Raw genomic sequence first — 17,683 nt, forward strand, 5'->3', positions numbered from 1 at the left:
CCGGGGCGCCGCGTCCGGCGACGCTGGCGCAACCGCCGGCCGCCAGCACCTCGCGGGCGCCCTGCTGCATGGTCTGCAGGCCGCTCATGCCGGCGCGCGACAGCACGCAGGTATCGCTCAGCGAGGTCATGATGGCCATCAGCGCGTCAAGTCGCGCCTGCGGCTCGCTGGCGCCCCGGGCGCGGCTTTGCTGTAACTGCGGCAGCGCCAGGGCGGTGATATGCGGGAAACCGCGCTGCGCCTCTTCGCGCGCGCCAGGCACCTGCCAGCGGCGGCTGGCGCGCAGCCCTTTACTGAAGCTTTTCGGCGCCAGGCTGTCGGGCAGGCGGGCGAGGGCGGCGGCGGTGTCGGCGATCGTCTGTGATTGCCCCTCTCCACCCAACATCGCCACCGCGCTGACCAGCAGCCCCAGCGCCCAGATGGCGCCGCGGTGGGTATTGACCCCGCCGGTGGCCTGCATCATCTGCGCTTCGCCTTCGCGACCGAGGCGGCCGACGGTTTCGCGCAGCGCGATATCCGCCGGGCGGCGCCAGCTTTGCTGGGCCAGCGCATGGAAGGTCGGCTGCAGGCTGCGGGCGGAGCGTTCCATCAGCGCCAGCGTGAGGTCCTGATGCGCGCCGCTGCCGCGGCTGTCGACCAGACCCGGTTTCGGGCTCAGACGGGCTTCGTCAATCAGGCAGGCGCTGGCGGTGTCCGCCAGCCAGCTGACGCGACTTTCGGCGTGCAGGGGAGAGAGAATTTTCATTACCAGCTCCGGAATTTTGCCGGTGGGTTGTACAATCCGTCGGACCATTCCACCAGGTCGGCGACGCTGCCGGCGGCCAGCAGTGAACGGGTTGCCTCGCTGCGGCGAATACCCAGATCTTCCGGGTAGACCACTTTGCCGCTCTGACGCAGGGCAGCCACGCGTTTGGCGTCCACCCCGAGGCCAATATCGGTGATCCCGGCCACTGCGGCGACCATCGCCCGGCGCTCTTCCAGGCTTTCCGCACGATACAGATAGGCGATACCCTCTTCGGTCAGCACGTGGGTGACGTCATCGCCGTAAATCATCACCGGCGCCAGCGGCATGCCGGAGGTTTTGGCCACGTCGACCGCGTCGAGGGTCTCAACGAAGGTCGGTTTCACGCCGGCCTGGAAGGTTTCGACCATCTGCACCACCAGTTTTTTACCGCGCTGCATTGGGTCCGGCTCGGTGATCATATTGAGCCAGGCAGGGGTAGCGTGGCGGCGGCCGTGCGGATCGTGGCCCATGTTCGGCGCGCCGCCGAAGCCGGAAAGGCGGCCGCGTGTGACGGTCGAGGAGTTAGCCAGTCCATCCAACTGCAGGGTCGAACCGATAAACATATCCACCGCGTACTGACCCGCCAGCTGGCAGAAGGCGCGGTTGGAACGCATGGAGCCGTCCGGGCCGGTAAAGAAGATATCCGGGCGGGCGCGGATGTACTCTTCCATCCCCAGCTCGCCGCCGAAGCAGTGCACGCTCTCCACCCAGCCGCTCTCGATCGCCGGGATCAGGGTCGGATGCGGGTTCAGGGTCCAGTGTTTACAGATTTTGCCTTTCAGGCCGAGCTGTTCGCCGTAGGTCGGTAGCAGCAGTTCGATGGCGGCGGTGTTGAAGCCGATCCCGTGGTTGAGGGACTGCACCTGATGCTCTGCGTAGATGCCCTTGATCGCCATCATCGCCATCAGAATGTGTTCTTGCTTAATCAGGCGCGGGTCGCGGGTGAACAGTGGTTCAATAAAGAACGGCTTGTCGGCGACCACCACGTAATCAATCCACGAGCCGGGAATATCGACGCGGGGCAGATCGCACTCGTCGTCCACCAGTTCGTTGACCTGAGCGATAACAATGCCGTCGTGGAAGGCGGCGGCCTCCACCAGCGCCGGGGTATCTTCGGTACTCGGCCCGGTATAGAGGTTACCTTTGCGGTCGGCTTTGTAGCCGGCGATCAGCGCGACGTTAGGCGACAGATCGACGTACAGGCGGGAGTAGAGTTCGATATAGGTATGAATGGCGCCGATTTCCAGCAGCCCATCTTCCAACAGCTGCGAAATGCGCAGGCTTTGGGTACCGGAGAAGGAGAAATCGAGCTTACGGGCGATGCCTTTTTCAAACAGGTCAAGGTGCTCGCTGCGCCCGACGCTGGGCATGATCATATGCAGATCGTGGATTTTCTGCGGATTGACTTCCGCCAGCATGCGGGAGAGAAAATCGGCCTGCTTCTGGTTGTTGCCTTCCAGCACCACCCGGTCGCCGGGGGCGAGCAGGTTTTCCAGTACGCTGACCAGCTGGTCAGTGGGGATGACTTTGCCCGGGATGTTGGCCTCAGCCAGCCGCCGTTGCTTTTCCGTCCGGCGACGGTTCCAGACCCGCCCCGTCGTTTGTTCGGCATTCATTATTAACCTCCTGATTCGACAAATCGTTTTGTTTGTCCTGGTGGAGGGTAGTGTGCGACGCGGGGCGCGGAGCATCAATTAAGCACGGCGGCCAATCGTTAGCCTGAGAGTAACAATGGTGAGTGGCCCTTTGTGATGAGGATCAATAATACAAAAGGCGTAGCGGTCTACGGCAGCTGACAAGGAGAGGAGGGCCGGTCAGCCACCGGCCCGGGGAAGGGTTACTGTTTGCTCACATCACTTAGTAAGAAGGCGATGCTCTGCCCGCCGCTGGTCTGCTCAAGGGCAATTTTGACGATAATCGTCAACGGCACCGACAGGAGCATACCGACCGGACCCAGCAGCCAGCCCCAGAAGATCAATGACAGGAACACCACCAGGGTGGAGAGCCCCAGGCCGCGCCCCATGATCCGCGGTTCGAGAATATTGCCGAACACCAGGTTAACGATCAGATAGCCGGCCAGCACCACCAGCGCCTCGTACAGGCCGCCGAACACCAGCACCTGCAGGATCGGCGGGATGGCCGCCAGTACGGAACCGATATTGGGAATATAGTTCAGCGCGAAGGCCAGTAGCCCCCACATAAAGGCGAAGCGCACGTCCAGCAGAACCAGCATCCCCCAGACCACCAGCCCGGTGACCAGGCTAATCGCGGTCTTCAGCACCAGATAATGCGATACGCTGTCGATAGCGCGCTGGATAGCCCCCATGCCTTCTACCGGGCGGGACATCAGCTGCTGGAGTTTAGCGGGGAGCTGCGGCACCTCCAGCAGCATAAACACCACCGTCAGCAGCAGCAGAAAAATCGAGGACATGGCGTTCGACAGCTGAGTGAGCAGACTGGTGACCAGGGTCATCACGGCGTTGGGGTCGATGTATTTGTTAAGCTCCACCACCGAGACGGTAAAACCCAGGCGCTGCAGCCAGGGGGCGATGGTTTGCATCGGTTCGTAGAGATAGTTGCGGTACTGCGGCAGGGTGCGCGCCAGCTCGTTAAGCGAGGTCCCCAGCGAGGCCAGCAGCACAACGGCTAACATCACGATAAGGCCTATCAGCAGTGAGATCGCCAGCACGCGCGGCACCCGGCAGCGGACCAGCAGCTGCACCAGCGGATTAAGGATCACCGCCAGAAAAATCGCGAGAATAAACGGGACAATAATGTCTGCCGCAAAGCGAATGCCGGTCAGGATGATCACCAGCATGCCCAGCATGATGACCATCTTTAGTCCGTTAAGTGTAATAATAGGTTTAGCCATAGGATCCCGTCCTCAATCTTCCTTGCCTGTTAACAGGTTGCGTTACATTAGCATAATGACGTTTTTTTTCAGAAAAAACGCATTGCTGCAAAACCGCGGCGTAAAGAATTGCAAAGTCTTTGAATTAAATGTAGCACTATGCTACAAATCTACCTGTGTTTAACTACTGAGGACAATTTCCATCCGCACCGGACGAGAAGCAACACCGCGGATAATTGTAATTTTATGGACAATCAGTTCAGGATGTATATTTTAAATCACCCCGCAGTATCCCTCACTTTTTCCCGTTTTGCCGGCGAACAGCACTGGCATTCGGCGCTATAGTCACCTTCTTTCTGCCTGAGCTGGCGCCAAGCGCACAGCGAAATCTACGTCAGAAATTTTCCGGTTTACGCGTCGCGTAAACGGTAATGGATTATATTCTCAAGCAGGAGAAGGGATCATGTTTTATTGGATTTTATTAGCTTTAGCTATTGTTGCTGAAATTACCGGCACGTTGTCGATGAAATGGGCAAGCATCAGCGGTGGGCATACCGGCTATATTTTAATGCTAGCCATGATAGCTCTGTCATATATTTTTCTCGCCTTTGCAGTTAAAAAAATTGCCCTCGGCGTGGCTTACGCGTTATGGGAAGGGATTGGCATTTTGCTGATCACCCTGTTCAGCGTTCTGTTATTTGATGAAAGCTTGTCGCTGCTGAAAATAGCCGGTCTGACCACACTGGTGGTGGGGATCGTCCTGATTAAGTCCGGCACCCAGAAAAAAGCGTCGTCGAAGCAGGAGGTGGCTCATGCAGCAGTTTGAGTGGATCCACGCCGCCTGGTTGGCTATCGCCATTGTTCTGGAGATTATTGCCAACGTCTTTTTGAAGTTTTCCGACGGTTTCCGCCGCAAGGTCTATGGCATCCTGTCGCTGGCGGCGGTGCTGGGCGCATTCAGCGCCCTCTCGCAGGCGGTAAAAGGCATCGATCTGTCGGTTGCCTATGCGCTGTGGGGCGGCTTCGGTATCGCGGCGACCATTGCCGCTGGCTGGGTGCTGTTTGGCCAGCGCCTGAATAACAAAGGCTGGGCGGGAGTCATCCTGTTGGTTGCCGGCATGGTGTTAATTAAACTCGCCTGACGTCGCGCCGCCTGCAAAGCCAGGCGGCAAAACGGGTCCGCTGTAGTATGCTTACCTCAAGACCGGCCCCGCAGTTATTGTGCCCGGTGACGATGAGGACTGCGCATGTTCACAGCTTTCGGCTGGCGGAAAATTCCTTCCGCCAGGACGTTGTCAATAATGATTTTTCTCGCCGGGCTCGGCCTCACCGCGTCGGTGATCTCCCTGCTTTACCTGTCGCAACACCTCATTGCCAGCAAATCCAATGAAATTGACCAGCAGCGTTCGGTCCTGTCGGTGGAAGGGGCGGTGCAGACATCGGTCAACCGGGTGCTGTCCCTGGTGCTGGACAATGCCATCTGGGACGATGCGGTGACCCAGACTTACGCCCCCAGACTGGATCAAAAATGGCTGTACGACACCTGGGGATGGGGCTTCAAAATCAATAACCTGTACGACGGCACCTTTGTCCTTGATGAACATTATCACATTCTGTGGGGCGCCTTTCAGAGTCAGGTGATGCCCCGGACAGACCTTTCATTTCTCGGCGCCGGGCTGACCAGCCTGATCCGTTATCATGCAAAGGCTCTGCGCGAGGGCAAAAACGCCTTCGCTGGCATCACGCGCACCGAGGCAGGGATCGCTTTCGTCGGCATCGGCCTGATCCGGCCGACGACCGGCCGGCTGCAGGTGGCTGACGATACCCGGCGCTATCTGGTCATTACCCGGCACATCAGTCCTCAGCTGCTGCAGCGTTTAGGCGACACCTTCCAGATAAGTCATCTCCATCTCAGCGACAGCCCCGGGGAACACCGTATTCCGCTGCGCACGCAGGGAGGCGAGGTGCTGGGCTATCTGGCGTGGCAGCCGCGTCTGCCCGGCGCCGAAGCGGCCCTGGCCTCATCAGGCAGTATGCGGCTGATCGCCGGGGTGGCCGCCAGCCTGATCCTGCTGTTTATTCTGTTCAGCAGCCTCGGCATGTATAAGCTGGCCCGCGGCGAACGTCAGGCGCGGGAGATCGCCCTGATTGACTGGCTCAGCCGGCTGCCCAACCGACGAGCGCTGCTGCTGCGGTTAAGCCAGGTGTGCGACACGAGTAAGCACGACATGCAGTGCGTGGTGTTTATCGATCTGGACGGATTTAAAGATGTGAATGATAACTATGGCCACGATGTGGGCGACGCCCTGATCCGCCATATCGCCAGCGCGCTGCAAAAACGGGTGCCGGCGGAGGCCATGCTGGCAAGAATGGGCGGGGATGAATTCGCCATGGCGGTGAGCGGCGAACAAGCGATCGACCGGGCGGCGGCGTTCGCCTGGGCGGCGCTGGAGCTGCTGAAAGCGCCGGTGGCACTGAGCAAACGCAAAATTTATATCGGCGCCAGCATCGGCATCGCCAGCGGAACCCCGGCGGAATGCTCCAGTACCGAACTGTTTCGCCGGGCGGATATCGCCATGTACCACGCCAAGAAGAGCGGCAAGGGGCAGACGGCCTGGTATGACGATGCGCTGGATGCCGTGCGACGTCATCAGCTGATGATCGAGAATGGCATCCGTCAGGGGCTGGAGCAGGATGAATTTGAGGTCTGGTATCAGCCGGTAGTCGATGCCGATACCCTGACGATGACCGGCGTTGAAGCGCTGCTGCGCTGGCCGCGTCGCCCGCAGGGTGCGCTGGCGCCGGATGCATTTATCGCCATTGCCGAGAGCAGCGGCCTGATTGACACCCTCGGCCAGTTCGTTCTGCAACGTGCCTGCAGCGATCTGCAGCCGGTGAGCGATCTGCTGCTGTCGGTGAATATCTCCCCGGCGCAATTTCGCGATCCGGCTTTTGAAAGCCGGGTGATGGAGACGGTCGCTGCCTGCCGCTTTCCGCCGTCACGCCTGCAAGTGGAGGTGACGGAGAGTTATGTGCTGGAAAATCCGGAACGTTCGCAGGCGGTGGTGGAGAATCTGAAGGCCCAGGGCATCGCCGTGGCGCTGGACGATTTTGGCACCGGTTATTCGAGCATCGGCTATTTACGCCGCTTTCGTTTTGACAGCCTGAAGATTGACAAATCCCTCGCCGGGCGGGTGGACTGTGATGCGCAGGCGGCGGAGATGGTGCGCGGCACGGTGCGCATCGCCCGCGCGCTGGGGATGACGGTCGTGGCTGAGGGGGTTGAAGATCCGCAACAGCTGGCGCTGCTGCGGCGGGCCGGTTGCGACCGGCTACAGGGCTTTTACTTCAGTAAACCGATGCCGATCGCCGACCTGTTGCAGCGGCGCCAGCAGCAGGGGTAATTACTCTCCGGCCAGCGCCTCCAGCTTATCGCGAAAGCCGGTCACCGCGATGGCGCGGTTGTCCGCTCGCCAGCGATCCTGCGGGCCGGGAGCCGAACTTTGCACGGCGATCACTTGCCAGCCGTCTGCGGTTTTCAGCAGCAGCGGCGAGCCGCTGTCGCCGGGCAGGGTGTCACACTGGTGCGACAGAACGCTGTTTTGCGCCCAGCCGGTGACGATGCAGTCCTGGTGGCTATAAAGATTATCCAGATGATCTTCAGGATAACCTGACTGGGTCACTTTCCGGTCCGCCGCCTTCAGCGCCGCGGTTAAATCGGCCTTACTGCCGGGGAAGAGCGGGATCGGCGTGATGCCTGAGGGAGCATAGCGCAGCACGATCAGGCCAAAATCCGAGGGCGCCGCGGCGGAGGGAACGATCCAGCCGTCGCCGTCGGCTTTCAGGCGCTTGCCTAACCCGGGATCCACTCGTCCGTCAATGCCGTGGATCTCATACACCCAGTTCCCCTTGCGGGAAATAAAGCGCAGAGCGACCGCTTTATCCGGCTTGCCGCGCGGGGGCGTTAACAGGCAGTGGCCCGCGGTCAGCGCCAGGTTGGGGGAGATGAGCGTCGCCGTGCACAGATTGCCGCTGGCGGTCTCCAGCTGGCCAATCGCGTCCCACGGGCTCTCCTCCGGACGGCTCACCGCTTTACGGTCATCGTGACCGAAAAACAACGTCTTAATATCTTTGGCGCTCAGTCCGTTATCATCGGCATGTGCGCCCAGAGGTAACAGATAAAATGAACACAGTAATAACAGAACGTTTCTACGCATATCACTCTCTGGGGAGGCTATGATGTCTATTGACAGTAGCAGGAGATTTAAGTTTATGAAAGTAAACAATAATTCTTATCAGGCCAAACGGCATGTCTCATCTGCGCGCGGTGGGCCCTGGCGCGGGTAAAACCGTCTGATTTCAATCGGTTAATACCAGTAACCTTCTGCTGCTATTTCCGCAGAAAGCGCGGTCTGGCGCAAGAACATTCGTGTATCAGAACGTACTGAAATTGGCGAATAATGCAGCAACACTTCTTTAAGGTTATTCCTGGTTTGTCAGCGGAATGCGCAAAAATAATACGTTTACCCGCCAGAACTTCACCAGAATTCGCACTTCTTTACGCCTCACGTAATAATTTTCAATGCGAAACATTTTCTCACCGAAAACATTGTTACCGTCACCCCGCCGTTGAGTAAATAGAGAGGTAATACCGGCGATGATAGCCTGAATTCTATTTCCCCGGCGTTCGGAGGGTATATGTCTAAAAAAGGTATTCGCGCACTGGTCTATGTTTCCCTGGTCTCCGTGGCCATCTGGGGCGCAACCGGCTATCTGGTGATGGAAGCGGTACGTGCTTTGTGATGAGTCTGGCCGCCGCGTGGGAGCCAGGCGCGCGATGGTTTCTTGCTAACGTGTCTGGCGTCTTCGGGCGCCGGGCATTATTTGCGCCGCTGGCAGCGGCAGGGTACAGAGAGTGGTAAGAGGCAGGCAATAATATTTACGCGACATTCACCTTCCGGGAAGTCTGCGCCAGGCGGCAAAACGGGAGAGGGGGCGAAACAATTAATAGAGGAAAAAGCGGGTCGCAACCACTGCGCAAATGATTAACAGGATCAGGATGAGCTCAAAACGATAGCGCCGCAGCATAGTGCTCTCCAGAAAAAACGGCGCTGAAACAGCGCCGATTATTTAAGAAGGTTGGTTCACCGGGAGGAATTATGCTGCCGGCTGTGCAGCAGGTTTAGCGGCCTGGTGTTTGGTGGTTTTGTGGTGTTTTTTCGCTGCCTGGGCTTTCTGGGCTACCGGTTTAGCGGCAGCTTTGTGGTGCTTTTTAGCGGCCTGGGCTTTCTGCGGAGCGGCTGGTTTAGCTTCTGCTTTTTTGTGTTTTTTAGCGGCCTGGGCTTTCTGGGCAGCGGCTGGTTTCGCTTCAGCTTTCTTGTGTTTTTTGGCTGCCTGAGCTTTCTGCTCTGCAGCTGGTTTTGCTGCGGCTTTATGGTGTTTTTTATGATGGGTGGTCTTGGCAGCAGCGCTGTGGGTAGCAGCAGGCGCCTGAGTGGTGCTTACTGCGTCAGCAGCGAAAGCGGCGGAAGAGAGACCCATAGCAGCGGCAACGACCAGAGCTAATACTTTTTTCATTCTGATATCCTCGAAAAGTTTTCTTAATTTCAACCCCACTGCGGGGCCGGTGAAATTACTATATGCTTGTCTTTTCGGGCTTTCCGTGAGTGTTTGGTATCGGCGTGTAACCGAATGTACAAGGCGAGGAGCGAAGGACGCGCCGGGCAGCCCGGCGCGGACGATTACAGATAGCGGGCGGTAAGGTGGTCGCGGAAGTAGCGGCTGTTAAGATCCTCTCCGGTGGCCTGCTGGATCAGCTGCGAGGTGGTGAAGCGGCTGCCATGCTGCCAGATATTCTGCCGCAGCCAGTCAAACAGGGCGCTGAAATCCCCTTCCGCGATATCGCGGTCTAACGTCGGCAGCGCGCGGCGGGCGGCGGCCATCAGCTGCGCGGCGTACATCGCCCCCAGCGTATAGGAAGGGAAGTAGCCGAAGCCGCCGTCGGTCCAGTGAATATCCTGCATACAGCCGTCCCGGTAGTTGCCGGTGGTCGACAGTCCCAGCCAGTGCTGCATTTTCTCATCCCACAGCGACGGAATATCTTCCACCTCGATCTCGCCATCGATCAGCGCGCGTTCAATTTCATAGCGCAGGATCACATGCGCCGGGTAGCTGACCTCATCGGCATCAACGCGAATAAAGCCTGGTTTCACCCGCTGGTTCCAGGCGACAAAATTCTCCTCGCTAAAGGCCGGCCGATCGCCAAAGCGTTCGCGCACCGCCGGCAACAGGCGGTGGAGGAAGCGCTCGCTGCGTCCCAGCTGCATTTCAAAGAACAGGCTTTGCGATTCATGGATAGCGGTAGAGCGGGCCAGTCCTACCGGCTGGTCGACCCACGGGCGAGGCAGATTCTGCTCATAGCGGGCGTGGCCGGTCTCGTGGATCACGCCGAACAGGGCGCTGAGCAGGTCGTTTTCGTTGTAGCGGGTGGTGATGCGCACATCCTGAGGGACGCCGCCACAGAACGGGTGGGCGCTGATGTCCAGACGCCCGCCGTCAAAGTCAAAGCCGAGGATGCGCATCGCCTGCAGGCCCAGCTCGCGTTGCTCAGGGATCGGGAACGGCCCCTGAGGGGCGATCAAAGTTCGCGTCGCCTGCTTGTCGACCGCTTGCCGCAGCAGGGACGGCAGCCATGACTTGAGGTCGGCAAACAGGCTGTCCAGCCGGGCGCTGGTCATATCCGGTTCGAAAATATCAAGCAGCGCGTCATAGCGTGAGCCTCCCCGGGCGTCGGCGCGGATCTGCGCTTCCTCGCGGCTCAGTCTGACCACCTCACGCAGATTTTCGGCAAAGCCAGCCCAGTCGTTAGCCGGCCGCTGGCTGCGCCAGGCATGTTCGCAACGGCTACCGGCCAGTGATTTGGCCTCCACCAGGCTTTCCGGCAGCAGCGCCGCCTGATCGTACTGACGCTGCATTTCCCGCAGGTTGGCCTGTTCGAGGTCGTTGAGATCCTGCTGGCGGGCCGCCTGCAGCCATTGGCCCACTTTTTTATCGGTCAGGATCTGATGCTGTAGCACGCCGAGTTCCGCCAGCGCTTCGCCGCGGGCGGCGCTACCGCCCGGAGGCATCATGGCGAACATATCCCAGCCGGCGATGGCGGAGAGATGCGAAAAGCGCGACAGGCGCTGAAACGTGCGGGTAAGCTGCTGATAAGGCGTATTTTCAGTCATAGTAGCGTTCGGTCCGTGACAGGTGAATGAACAGATTATCGGTATGCCTCTACACTATCCTGATACGCCTGGCGGGTCGAGCGTTGCGCGCAGGAGGCGTGGTATAGCATCAGCCGGGAGATAGCAGGAAAAAAAGCGTGGCTCTGTGAGCGGTATTGCAGAAATCGGTAACGTATCGTGACTAAACTGTGATCGATTACACAGGTCTGGAGGTTCGGGGGTGGTTTATGAATCCGTTCAACTGGCTGTTTATTGCCTTACTGTCCGTTGATGCCGTCAGAGAGCTGATGGGCTTGTCATCTATCATGGGCATGTGGTGAAACGTGGCCCGCAGGCCACGTCACGGGCGATTATTTTAGTCGGCGATACAGGCAAGTGCCGGTCAACAGCGCGGCAAGGAGCAGCAGCGCGATAAATCCGCCGACGCCGTTCCAGCCGTAGCGGTGCCAGAACACCCCGCCTAACGTCCCTGCCAGGCTTGAGCCAAGATAATAGCTGAACAGATATAGCGATGACGCCTGACCGCGGGCGCGGCGCGCGCGTGGGCCAATCCAGCTGCTGGCGACGGAATGCGCGGCGAAGAAGCCGGCGGAGAACAGCAGCATGCCGATGAAAATCAGCCACAGGGAAGAAAAGAGCGTCATCAGCAGGCCGCAAAGCATCACGCCGGTAAAGCCGAGCATCACCGGACCGCGGCCATAGCGTACGGTCATGGCGCCCGCTTTCGGCGAGCTCCAGGTGCCGGTGAGATACGCCACCGACAGCAGACCCACCACCGCCTGGCTTAACGACCACGGCGACATCATCAGACGGTAGCCAATGTAGTTAAACAGAGTGACAAAGGCCCCCATCAGCAGGAAACCTTCGACGAACAGCAGCGGCAGGCCGCGATCGCGCCAGTGCAGGCGGAAATTAATCAGCAGCGTTTTTGGCCGCAGCGAGGTCGGGCGGAAATGGCGCGACTCGGGCAGGATACGCCAGAACATAATCGCCGCTGCCAGAGCGAAGCCGCTGATCACCGCCAGCGCCACGCGCCAGCCGAAGAAATCGGTAAAGACCCCGGTGAGCAAGCGGCCGCTCATGCCGCCGATGGAGTTGCCGCTGATATAGAGTCCCATGGAGAAGGCCACGAAGCTGGGGTGGATCTCCTCGCTCAGGTAGGTCATGCCGACCGCCGCCACGCCGCTCAACGACAGGCCGATCAGGGCGCGCATAATCAGGATGCCGTGCCAGCTGGTCATCATGGTCGACAACAGCGAGCAGCAGGCGGCCAGCAGCAAGGCGGTGACCATCACCGGCTTGCGGCCAATGGCGTCCGATAGCGGGCCGGTAAACAGCAGGCCCACCGCCAGCATCGCCGTGGAAATGGAGAGAGAGATACTGCTGCTGGCCGGCGATACGCCGAACTCGTTCGACAGCACCGGCAGGATCGGCTGCACGCAATAGAGCAGGGCAAAGGTGGCCAGACCGGCGGAGAACAGCGCGAGAGTGACGCGCATAAACTGCGGGGTGCCGCGCTTAATAAATTGATCCGGGCGGGATGCACCAGCGACGCTGACCTCGTCCGCCGGCACGGTGTCAACGGTTGTTGTACGACTCACAGAGAATTCCTTGGATAGAAGTTGCTGCTTACCAACAGAGTGTTGTGACCATTCAGCTCACATTTTTAGGGTATGAAAATGTAAATATTCTGTCTAATATATTAATAATCTCAAATAAGACGTTTTAAATATGAATATCGAGTTGCGTCATCTGCGCTACTTTGTCGCCGTCGCCGAGGAGCTGCATTTTGGCCGCGCCGCGGCGCGACTGAACATCTCTCAACCGCCGTTAAGCCAGCAAATTCAGATCCTCGAGCAGCAGACCGGCGCCCGCCTGTTCGCCCGCACCAACCGCAGCGTCAGCCTGACGGCGGCGGGCAAACAGTTTCTCGCCGACAGCCGACAAATTCTCGCCCAGGTGGAGGACGCCGCCGCCCGCGCCGCCCGCCTGCACCATGGGGAAACGGGCGAACTGCGTATCGGCTTTACCTCCTCGGCCCCTTTCATCAAGGCGGTATCCGATACGCTGTCGCTGTTTCGTCAGCGCTACCCGGATGTGCATATTCTCACCCGCGAGACCAATACCCGCGAACAGATTGTCCCGTTGAGCGAGGGGGCCCTCGACCTTGGCCTGTTGCGTAATACCCAACTGCCGGACACCCTGGCGTGGCAGCGGGTCCTGCGTGAGCCGCTGCTGGCGATGGTCCCGGCGGACCATCCGCTGGCCCGCCTGCCCTCGGTCAGCCTGGCGGCGCTGGCGCGGGAGCCGTTCGTCTTTTTCGACCCGCATGTCGGTACCGGCCTGTATGACGATATCCTTGGCCTGCTGCGCCGCTACGGCCATACGCCGGTGATTGCCCAGGAGGTGGGGGAGGCGATGACCATTATTGGCCTGGTGGCCGCCGGGCTGGGGGTGTCGATCCTGCCGGCCTCCTTTCAGCGCGTGCAGCTCAGCGAAATGCGCTGGCTGCCGATCGACGAACAGGATGCGGTGTCAGAGATGTGGCTGGTGTGGTCGAAACACCATGAGCAGGGAGCGCTGGCAAAACGCTTTCGTGACACGCTGCTGGCCTGGAAAAGCGAGCGCAATTGAAGCAAAAATGGGCTGGAAATGTGCGGTAAATCACAAGGCTAAGCAAAAATTTGACGTTCACCATCGAAGTGCTTCACCATAGCCGAAAGTTTATTTCGAAGCGCGAAAATAAAGGGAGTCAATGGTGGTAGCGGATAGTCAACCAGGCCATATCGATCAAATCAAGCAGACCAATGCGGGCGCCGTCTATCGCCTGATTGATCAGCTCGGCCCGGTATCGCGTATCGACCTCTCCCGATTTGCGCAACTGGCGCCCGCCAGCATCACCAAAATTGTCCGCGAAATGCTGGAAGCGCACCTGGTGCAGGAGACCGAAATTCAGGAGCCCGGCAGCCGCGGGCGGCCGGCGGTGGGGCTGATGGTGGAAACCGAGGCATGGCACTATCTGGCGGTGCGCATCAGCCGCGGCGAGATCCACCTTTCGCTGCGTGATTTAAGCAGCCAGCTGGTGGTGGAGGAGCAGCTGGAGCTGGCGCTTGCCGACAGCACGCCGTTTCTGACGCGGATTATCGACCATATCGATCGCTTCTTTATTCGCCACCAGAAGAAACTGGAACGTCTCACCTCCATCGCCATCACGATGCCGGGTATCATTGATACTGAAAACGGCATTATTCATCGCATGCCGTTTTATGAAGAAGTCAAAGACGTCCCGTTGGGCGAAACGCTGGCCAACCATACCGGGGTGCCGGTCTATATTCAGCATGACATCAGCGCCTGGACCATGGCGGAATCGCTGTTTGGCGCCTCGCGCGGCGCCCGGGACGTCATTCAGGTAGTGATCGATCACAACGTCGGCGCCGGGGTTATCACCGATGGACGTCTGCTGCACGCCGGCAGCAGCAGTCTCGTGGAGATCGGTCATACCCAGGTCGACCCCTACGGCAAACGCTGCTACTGCGGCAACCATGGCTGTTTGGAAACGATCGCCAGCGTGGAGAGCGTGCTGGAGCTGGCGCAGATGCGGATGGCGCAGTCGATGAGCTCGCTACTGCATCAGCGTCCGCTGAGCGTGGAGTGGCTATGTCAGGCGGCGCTGCAGGGCGATCTGCTGGCCCGGGACATTATCAGCGGCGTCGGTAATCACGTCGGCCGCATTCTGGCGATCATGGTCAATCTGTTTAACCCGCAGAAAATCCTGATTGGCTCGCCGTTTAACCTGGCGGCAGACATTCTTTTTCCGGCAATTTCCAGCTGCATTCGGCAACAATCACTCCCGGCCTACAGCCAGCATATCGCGGTTGAATGCACCCAGTTCTCCAACCGCGGAACGATGGCTGGCGCGGCGTTGGTCAAGGATGCGCTCTATAACGGATCCTTACTCATACGACTGTTACAGGGTTAACATTTTTTCATAGTCACACCAAAAATTGCGCTATCTCAAGCTGACCCCCAGCGGCTTCACGTAGACTTTGCCCACTGTTGATTATTTCTCTCCCGTATATTTCATCGACAAAACTGTGGGGTTAGTGATGTTTAAGCGTTTCTTTATTACAGGTACAGACACCTCTGTCGGGAAGACAGTGGTTTCCCGTGCGCTGTTGCAGGCACTTGCTGCCAGAGGCAAAAGCGTGGCCGGGTACAAGCCTGTGGCGAAGGGCAGCAAAGAGACGCCGGACGGTTTGCGTAACAAAGACGCGCTGGTGCTGCAGAGCGTCTCCACGCTGGCGTTACCCTATGAGGCTGTCAATCCCATCGCCTTAAGCGAAGACGAAAGCAGCGTGGCGCACAGCTGCCCGATCAACTACGGTCTGCTGTCGGATGGTTTGCAGCGGCTGACCGGGCAGGTTGAACATGTGGTGGTTGAAGGCACCGGCGGCTGGCGCAGCCTGATGAACGACCTGCGACCGCTCTCCGAATGGGTGGTACAGGAGCAGCTCCCGGTGCTGATGGTGGTGGGGATCCAGGAAGGGTGCATCAACCATGCGCTGCTGACGGCCCAGGCGATCGCCAATGACGGGCTACCGCTGATCGGCTGGGTGGCCAACCGCATTAACCCCGGTCTGGCGCACTACGCCGAAATCATCGATGTGCTCAGCAAAAAGCTGCCGGCGCCGCTCATTGGCGAGCTGCCGTATCTGCCGCGCGCCGAGCAGCGTGAGCTAAGCCGCTACGTCGACTTAGACATGCTCGGCAACGTGATGGCGATAGATCGAATCCCGGCGTAACGTCCGCGACAGCACCGACGCCACCACGCAGGTGATCAACAGGCCGGGAAGCAGCGTATACTGCCCGGTCATCTCACAAATCATCAGGGTCGACATAATGGGCGCATGGGTGGTGGCGGCAAGAAACGCCGCCATGCCGGTCAGTCCCATCATCAAAGCCATCTCCTGATCCCCCGGTAGCCACAGCCCGCTGAAGCGGGCAAACAGCATGCCCATCGCCAGACCAACAAACAGCGTGGGGGTAAACACCCCGCCCGGCGCGCCGGAGCCACTGCTGGCCAGCACCGCCAGCAGTTTGCACAGGAATACCGCCACCAGCAGCGCGCCGGGCGGCGGCAGCAGGAGATAGCTTTGCACCACGCTGTAGCCGTTGCCCCACACCGCCGGAGTGATGAGCGATAAGCCGCCGACTAACAGCCCGCCCAGCGCCAGCTGCCACGGCGGCGCCAGCTTCAGCCTGACGAACCCGCGGTGGCTGTAGTCCATCAGCCAGATAAACAGCGGCCCGCACAACCCGGCCAGCAGTCCGGTGGCGAGCATCAGGCCATAGTGCAGCGCGCTGAGGTCCTTCTGCAGAACGACATGGTACAGCGGCGCGGCGCCGCCGTTGAGAAACTGGGTGAGCAGTAGGGCGATCACCGCCGAGATGACAACCGGCCCAAGCGAGGCCAGCATCAGCGTGCCAAAGAGAATTTCAGCGATAAACAGGCTGCCGGCCAGCGGGGCATGATAGGCGCTGGCCATCCCGGCGGCGGCGCCGCAGGCGACCCACAGCTTCCATTCTGCCTGCGGCGTGAAGCGGCGGGCGAACAGCGAGGCCGCCAGCGCGGCCAGCAGGATCATGGCGCCTTCCCGGCCAATCGCGCTACCGGTGACCACCACCAGCAGCGAGGCCAGCGACTTCACCAGGCTTGCCGGCGTATCGAAGCAACCGTCCCCGGTTTCCAGGGCTTCCATATAATCGGTGGCGGCGCGCGGGCGGGCAATGCTGCGCCGCTGCCAGAGCCAGAGAAGTGTCCCTGCCGCCAGTCCCCCCAGCGCCGGGGTAATCAGCCGCCGCCACGCCGGCAGCGACTGCGCGGCGTTGACCAGGCTCCCGCTGTCGTTACCGAGAAACAGCGTTTCCAGCACCACCATGGCATGGCGAAACAGGGCCACCGCCAGGGCGGCGAGCAGGCCAATCAGCGTGGCGATCAGCAGGCGACGAAACATCACCTGCACGTCAGGATAGGGATGAAGACGGTGCATCGGTCATGGCGAGATTCGGAAAACATGGCCTTATTGTGATAGGGAATAACCTTATATGCAAAAGCGATAAGTGCGGGTCACGGTCAGGCGTGCAAATAAGGAAACCGCGCCGACTACCGGCGCGGTAAAGGGATTAGCGATAGAGCGGCTTTTCCGCCACGGCGATCGGCAGATTCTCCTGCCACTGCGCCAGGGTCGCCTGCGCCAGCTGACCCAGCGCCTGGTAGAAGGGGTGGGCAGCGCGTTCGACAAAGACGCTCAGGAAGCGTCCGGACCACGGCAGCAGATGCCAGGCCAGCAGCTGGCCAAACAACGCCTCCTGCTCCGTTTCGCACAGCCACGCCGCCAGCAGCAGCAGGGTGCCGAAATGGTCTTCCGGCTCGTTGCGATTGGCGTCCAGTGCGATGCCGTTCGCGCGCATCCATTCGCGCAGGGCCAGCGTGGATTCGCCGAACAGCACCGATTCTTTATCCAGCCAGACGGATCCCCATGGCGGCGCCGGCAGGGCCCATGGTCCGATAAACAGGCGCTGCCAGGCTTCCGGCAACGACTCTTCAGCCGACGCGGCAAACCCCGATGCCAGCGGGGCGGCAACCGGGTAGGGCCACTGTTGCTGCCAGCTGCCGTCCTGGAAGGCGGCGACCAGCGGCGCGATTTGCGCGTTATTCGGCGCATAAGAGAACAACGCGCCCAGGGTACGGGCGCTTAACGCGACGGCGTCGCGGTGTGGGAACGGCATCATCACTTATTCCTTTCTGCGGCGCGCGCC

17 protein-coding genes are annotated in these 17,683 nt (G+C 59.8%); 7 read left to right on the forward strand and 10 right to left on the reverse strand.

Annotated features, from left to right (window positions below; translation table 11 throughout):
• From ABLU73_RS15730 to ABLU73_RS15740, 3 genes are all read right to left on the reverse strand, one after another.
• Positions 1-745, reverse strand: a 745-nt coding sequence (locus ABLU73_RS15730; protein WP_348850273.1) for a triphosphoribosyl-dephospho-CoA synthase, incomplete at its 3' end; no start/stop codon positions are given.
• Entirely contained in the window at positions 745-2,400 is a 1,656-nt protein-coding gene (gene mdcA, locus ABLU73_RS15735; protein ID WP_017900319.1) for a malonate decarboxylase subunit alpha, read from the reverse strand. The genes mdcA and ABLU73_RS15730, both read right to left, overlap by 1 nt.
• A 221-nt stretch (positions 2,401-2,621) precedes the next feature.
• A complete protein-coding gene (locus ABLU73_RS15740; RefSeq protein ID WP_049092628.1) occupies positions 2,622-3,656 on the reverse strand; it encodes an AI-2E family transporter in 1,035 nt (344 codons plus the stop codon).
• Positions 3,657-4,098: 442 nt separating this feature from the next.
• On the opposite strand from ABLU73_RS15740, the gene kpnE reads away from it, so the two are divergent.
• Both kpnE and kpnF read left to right on the forward strand, forming a co-directional pair.
• Complete coding sequence (gene kpnE / locus ABLU73_RS15745) at positions 4,099-4,461, forward strand: multidrug efflux SMR transporter subunit KpnE (protein WP_004206058.1); 363 nt, start codon at positions 4,099-4,101, stop codon at positions 4,459-4,461.
• Positions 4,448-4,777, forward strand: a complete 330-nt coding sequence (kpnF, locus tag ABLU73_RS15750) for a multidrug efflux SMR transporter subunit KpnF (RefSeq protein WP_004206057.1) — start codon at positions 4,448-4,450, stop codon at positions 4,775-4,777. Before kpnE ends, kpnF begins: the two co-directional genes overlap by 14 nt.
• A 74-nt stretch (positions 4,778-4,851) precedes the next feature.
• Here kpnF and ABLU73_RS15755 read toward each other — a convergent pair whose 3' ends face one another.
• Complete coding sequence (locus ABLU73_RS15755) at positions 4,852-4,965, reverse strand: ArsR family transcriptional regulator (protein WP_224052065.1); 114 nt, start codon at positions 4,963-4,965, stop codon at positions 4,852-4,854.
• On the opposite strand from ABLU73_RS15755, the gene ABLU73_RS15760 reads away from it, so the two are divergent.
• The gene (locus ABLU73_RS15760; protein ID WP_348850275.1) at positions 4,937-7,039 is read left to right on the forward strand and encodes a bifunctional diguanylate cyclase/phosphodiesterase; all 2,103 of its coding nucleotides are present in this window, start codon (positions 4,937-4,939) and stop codon (positions 7,037-7,039) included. The genes ABLU73_RS15755 and ABLU73_RS15760 overlap by 29 nt on opposite strands.
• Here ABLU73_RS15760 and ABLU73_RS15765 read toward each other — a convergent pair whose 3' ends face one another.
• The 3 genes from ABLU73_RS15765 to ABLU73_RS15775 all read right to left on the reverse strand — a co-directional run bounded on the left by ABLU73_RS15765 (position 7,040) and on the right by ABLU73_RS15775 (position 10,864).
• The gene (locus ABLU73_RS15765) at positions 7,040-7,852 is read right to left on the reverse strand and encodes a serine protease (RefSeq protein ID WP_004206054.1); all 813 of its coding nucleotides are present in this window, start codon (positions 7,850-7,852) and stop codon (positions 7,040-7,042) included.
• A 940-nt stretch (positions 7,853-8,792) separates the two neighbouring features.
• A complete protein-coding gene (asr, locus tag ABLU73_RS15770) occupies positions 8,793-9,212 on the reverse strand; it encodes an acid resistance repetitive basic protein Asr (protein WP_053810423.1) in 420 nt (139 codons plus the stop codon).
• Between the two features lie 164 nt (positions 9,213-9,376).
• Positions 9,377-10,864 carry a carboxypeptidase M32 gene (locus ABLU73_RS15775; RefSeq protein ID WP_065877696.1) on the reverse strand — a complete coding sequence of 496 codons (1,488 nt, stop codon included), beginning with the start codon at positions 10,862-10,864 and terminating at the stop codon, positions 9,377-9,379.
• A gap of 227 nt (positions 10,865-11,091) precedes the next feature.
• On the opposite strand from ABLU73_RS15775, the gene ABLU73_RS15780 reads away from it, so the two are divergent.
• Positions 11,092-11,184, forward strand: coding sequence for a KPN_01571 family protein (locus ABLU73_RS15780; protein ID WP_212578774.1), 93 nt, complete (start codon positions 11,092-11,094; stop codon positions 11,182-11,184).
• A 30-nt stretch (positions 11,185-11,214) separates the two neighbouring features.
• Here ABLU73_RS15780 and ABLU73_RS15785 read toward each other — a convergent pair whose 3' ends face one another.
• Positions 11,215-12,465, reverse strand: a complete 1,251-nt coding sequence (locus tag ABLU73_RS15785) for an MFS transporter (RefSeq protein WP_004206049.1) — start codon at positions 12,463-12,465, stop codon at positions 11,215-11,217.
• 130 nt (positions 12,466-12,595) lie between these two features.
• Here ABLU73_RS15785 and ABLU73_RS15790 point away from each other — a divergent pair, with 130 nt between their 5' ends.
• The 3 genes from ABLU73_RS15790 to bioD all read left to right on the forward strand — a co-directional run bounded on the left by ABLU73_RS15790 (position 12,596) and on the right by bioD (position 15,666).
• On the forward strand, positions 12,596-13,498 hold the full coding sequence (locus ABLU73_RS15790; RefSeq protein WP_004206047.1) for a LysR family transcriptional regulator: 903 nt from the start codon (positions 12,596-12,598) through the stop codon (positions 13,496-13,498).
• 124 nt (positions 13,499-13,622) lie between these two features.
• Positions 13,623-14,843 (forward strand): sugar metabolism global transcriptional regulator Mlc, encoded by a 1,221-nt coding sequence (gene mlc, locus ABLU73_RS15795; protein ID WP_043519663.1) that lies wholly within the window; start codon positions 13,623-13,625, stop codon positions 14,841-14,843.
• Positions 14,844-14,970: 127 nt separating this feature from the next.
• Entirely contained in the window at positions 14,971-15,666 is a 696-nt protein-coding gene (bioD, locus tag ABLU73_RS15800; RefSeq protein WP_004206045.1) for a dethiobiotin synthase, read from the forward strand.
• On the opposite strand, the gene clcB is transcribed toward bioD, so the two are convergent.
• Both clcB and dmsD read right to left on the reverse strand, forming a co-directional pair.
• The gene (gene clcB / locus ABLU73_RS15805) at positions 15,619-16,914 is read right to left on the reverse strand and encodes a voltage-gated ClC-type chloride channel ClcB (protein WP_264924091.1); all 1,296 of its coding nucleotides are present in this window, start codon (positions 16,912-16,914) and stop codon (positions 15,619-15,621) included. The genes bioD and clcB overlap by 48 nt on opposite strands.
• A 133-nt stretch (positions 16,915-17,047) precedes the next feature.
• Positions 17,048-17,656, reverse strand: a complete 609-nt coding sequence (gene dmsD / locus ABLU73_RS15810; protein ID WP_064189717.1) for a Tat proofreading chaperone DmsD — start codon at positions 17,654-17,656, stop codon at positions 17,048-17,050.
• Between the last annotated feature and the right edge of the window lie 27 nt (positions 17,657-17,683).

The sequence above is a fragment of the Klebsiella sp. GG_Kp175 genome (genome assembly GCF_040062325.1).
Lineage (GTDB): Bacteria > Pseudomonadota > Gammaproteobacteria > Enterobacterales > Enterobacteriaceae > Klebsiella > Klebsiella quasipneumoniae.

Bases quoted from the DNA above. Each gene is read 5' to 3' on its own strand.
- ABLU73_RS15780 (WP_212578774.1), top strand. From the start codon at position 11,092: ATGAATCCGTTCAACTGGCTGTTTATTGCCTTACTGTCCGTTGATGCC.
- clcB (WP_264924091.1), bottom strand. From the start codon at position 16,914: ATGCACCGTCTTCATCCCTATCCTGACGTGCAGGTGATGTTTCGTCGC.
- mdcA (WP_017900319.1), bottom strand. From the start codon at position 2,400: ATGAATGCCGAACAAACGACGGGGCGGGTCTGGAACCGTCGCCGGACG.
- ABLU73_RS15790 (WP_004206047.1), top strand. From the start codon at position 12,596: ATGAATATCGAGTTGCGTCATCTGCGCTACTTTGTCGCCGTCGCCGAG.
- kpnF (WP_004206057.1), top strand. From the start codon at position 4,448: ATGCAGCAGTTTGAGTGGATCCACGCCGCCTGGTTGGCTATCGCCATT.
- ABLU73_RS15740 (WP_049092628.1), bottom strand. From the start codon at position 3,656: ATGGCTAAACCTATTATTACACTTAACGGACTAAAGATGGTCATCATG.
- bioD (WP_004206045.1), top strand. From the start codon at position 14,971: ATGTTTAAGCGTTTCTTTATTACAGGTACAGACACCTCTGTCGGGAAG.
- asr (WP_053810423.1), bottom strand. From the start codon at position 9,212: ATGAAAAAAGTATTAGCTCTGGTCGTTGCCGCTGCTATGGGTCTCTCT.
- ABLU73_RS15775 (WP_065877696.1), bottom strand. From the start codon at position 10,864: ATGACTGAAAATACGCCTTATCAGCAGCTTACCCGCACGTTTCAGCGC.
- dmsD (WP_064189717.1), bottom strand. From the start codon at position 17,656: ATGATGCCGTTCCCACACCGCGACGCCGTCGCGTTAAGCGCCCGTACC.
- kpnE (WP_004206058.1), top strand. From the start codon at position 4,099: ATGTTTTATTGGATTTTATTAGCTTTAGCTATTGTTGCTGAAATTACC.
- ABLU73_RS15765 (WP_004206054.1), bottom strand. From the start codon at position 7,852: ATGCGTAGAAACGTTCTGTTATTACTGTGTTCATTTTATCTGTTACCT.
- ABLU73_RS15760 (WP_348850275.1), top strand. From the start codon at position 4,937: ATGATTTTTCTCGCCGGGCTCGGCCTCACCGCGTCGGTGATCTCCCTG.